At 48.1% G+C, this 1,414-nt stretch carries 2 protein-coding genes; both read left to right on the top strand.

What is annotated here, in order from left to right:
- Positions 1-251: 251 nt before the first annotated feature.
- Positions 252-443 carry a Rop family plasmid primer RNA-binding protein gene (locus tag HMPREF3140_RS06375; protein ID WP_032421723.1) on the top strand — a complete coding sequence of 64 codons (192 nt, stop codon included), beginning with the start codon at positions 252-254 and terminating at the stop codon, positions 441-443.
- The gene (locus tag HMPREF3140_RS06370; protein WP_060578860.1) at positions 443-853 is read left to right on the top strand and encodes a helix-turn-helix domain-containing protein; all 411 of its coding nucleotides are present in this window, start codon (positions 443-445) and stop codon (positions 851-853) included. The genes HMPREF3140_RS06375 and HMPREF3140_RS06370 overlap by 1 nt, the downstream gene beginning before the upstream one ends.
- The last annotated feature ends 561 nt before the right edge of the window (positions 854-1,414 follow it).

Here is a 1,414-nt window from a genome sequence, read left to right as displayed (position 1 = left end):
GTCGGGTTTCGCCACCACTGATTTGAGCGTCAATTTCTATGATGCTTGTCAGGGGGGCGGAGCCTATGGAAAAACGGCCGCTAAGCGGCCTTTCCTTCTGACCATCACGCGTCCGCTCGGTTTTCTCGAGCATTTATACGCATAGTCCTACCGCTCGCCGCAGCCGAACGGCAGGAGCGTAGCGACTGAGTGAGCGAGGAAGCGGAAAAGAGACTGGTTTTACACTGAGCACTGACGCTCTGAGGCTTCTTATGACGAAACAACAGAAAACAGCGCTGAACATGGCTAAATTCATCCAGAATCAGTCTCTGCTCCTGCTGGAGAAGCTTAACGAGCTTGATCTTGATGCAGAGGCCGACCTTTGTGAGAAACTCCACGATGATGCGGAGCATCTTTTCCGTACACTGTCCTCGAGACTGGATGAATTACAGGATGGTAACTGATGGCCAGAGTGTCTATTAGTGAAGCGGCACGGCTTGTTAAGGTTAGTCGCCCCACAATTTACAAGATGATTAACAGTGGGAAGTTAAGTTACACCTCTGTTGTAAAGCACGGGAAGATCATTAAAGTTATTGATACTTCAGAGCTTATTAGAGTTTTTGGTTCTCTTGATGGTGTCATCGATACTGTAAAAAGTGACGCAGGATCTACAGGTGTTAACAGCGTTGGTTTACATGATTTACAACATAGAATTGCTTTACTAGAAGCTGAAAACGATGGTCTTAAAGGGGCTGTTAAGGCTCGAGATGAGCATATTGATTCCCTTCGTCAGGCTATGCAGCTTCTGGAGCACAAGCACGAACCTTCTTCACCACCCGATTCCCCGTGGTGGAAATTCTGGAAAAAATCCTGACTCCGTCATGCTTCCGTTTTCCTCTCCGGCCATCCCGGGGAGTTCCTGAACCTTCCCAAAAATCGTCAGATCTCTGAACGCTCCTCACCACTAAAAATACCCACACCCCACGCAAAATTAATATTTTGCAGATTTGTATTTAATATCAGTGGGTTACTTTCCTTGAATTTCGTTTTTTAAATTTTATTTATATAGATCAGACTCTATGACGACTCGTCATAGAGTCCCCGGCGAGTCGTCATAGAGTCTGTAACGACTCAGGACTATAAAAACAATAAGTTAATAACGACCCGACTCTAGACACGACTCCCCGTTTGGTTGTTTTTTAGACGCGGCGACTCTGGGTACGACTCTAGTGAAGAGTCGCCGGGGAATCGTGTGGTGAGTCGTCCGGCGACTTGCCATAACGTGATTGCCGGCCGTCGACGAACCCGATTCCTGAACGTGCTGAAAACCGGTTTTCCGGCTGCGCCGGCAACGCTTCACGGCCACGCAATAAATTGCGTCCCCGTTCACCGTTTTCGGATAGGAAGAACGCCGGAAACAGGACTTACCCTGGCT

The sequence above is a fragment of the Klebsiella sp. HMSC16A12 genome (assembly GCF_001808265.1).
GTDB lineage: Bacteria > Pseudomonadota > Gammaproteobacteria > Enterobacterales > Enterobacteriaceae > Klebsiella > Klebsiella pneumoniae.
This window is presented reverse-complemented; position numbering and strand designations above follow the sequence as displayed.

Coding starts and splice junctions, on each gene's coding strand:
- HMPREF3140_RS06375 (WP_032421723.1), top strand. CDS start 252: ATGACGAAACAACAGAAAACAGCGCTGAACATGGCTAAATTCATCCAG.
- HMPREF3140_RS06370 (WP_060578860.1), top strand. CDS start 443: ATGGCCAGAGTGTCTATTAGTGAAGCGGCACGGCTTGTTAAGGTTAGT.